This is a genomic window from Noviherbaspirillum denitrificans (genome assembly GCF_002211445.1).
Classification (GTDB): Bacteria; Pseudomonadota; Gammaproteobacteria; order Burkholderiales; family Burkholderiaceae_D; genus Noviherbaspirillum; species Noviherbaspirillum denitrificans.
In genome coordinates this window covers 3,844,984-3,845,794 of the sequence record NZ_LSTO01000001.1, presented here as the reverse complement: position 1 = coordinate 3,845,794, position 811 = coordinate 3,844,984, and the positions used below count along the sequence as shown (strand labels likewise).

General features: G+C 63.3%; 1 protein-coding gene. It reads left to right on the top strand.

Features of this window, described 5'->3' with window-relative positions; genetic code table 11:
• Positions 1 to 104 precede the first annotated feature (104 nt).
• The gene (locus tag AYR66_RS18650) at positions 105 to 743 is read left to right on the top strand and encodes an NAD(P)-dependent oxidoreductase (protein ID WP_088708749.1); all 639 of its coding nucleotides are present in this window, start codon (positions 105 to 107) and stop codon (positions 741 to 743) included.
• The last annotated feature ends 68 nt before the right edge of the window (positions 744 to 811 follow it).

Below are 811 nucleotides of genomic sequence, written 5' to 3'. Positions count from 1 at the left end.
GTATTGAAAACAATAACAATCAATTATCAACCCGCCTGTTTATCGAATCAATCGAATTCGCGATGATGTGGCCTGCACCCTGACAACAACCCGGAGATCACCTCATGAAAATCGCACTCATCGGCGCCACCGGCTTCATCGGCTCGGCCATCCTCAAGGAAGTCCTGTCGCGCGGCCACCAGGTCACGGCATTGGTCGGCCATCCCGAAAAACTGGCCGCAGCCCCCGGCCTCACGCCGGCGGGTACCGACGTCCTCGACCGCGCAAGGCTCGCATCCCAGCTCAAGGGCCATGATGCCGTCATCAGCGCCTTCAGCGGCCACGCGCAAGGCGATACCTACGGCTACTACGTGCAAGGCATCCGCTCCATCATCGATGCGAGCAAGGACGCCGACGTGCAGCGCCTGCTGGTGGTCGGTGGCGCCGGCAGCCTGGAAGTCGCGCCGGGCGTGCAATTGCTCGACACACCGGAATTCCCCGACATGTACCGCGCCACCGCCGAGGGGGCGCGCGAAGCGCTGAAGCTGCTGCGCGCCGAGCCGCACCTGAACTGGAGCATGCTCAGCCCGTCCGCGCTGATCGCCCCCGGCGAGCGCACCGGCAAGTTCCGCCTCGGCACCGAGCAGCTGCTGGTGAACGACAAGGGCGACAGCCGCATCTCGGTGGAAGACTACGCAGTGGCAATGGTGGACGAGCTGGAAAAGCCCGCGCACCAGCGCAAGCGTTTCACCGTCGGCTACTAAAGAAGTAGGGTGGGTAGAGCGAAAGCGAAACCCACCATCCAACGCATCTGGAGCGCACGGTGCGTTTC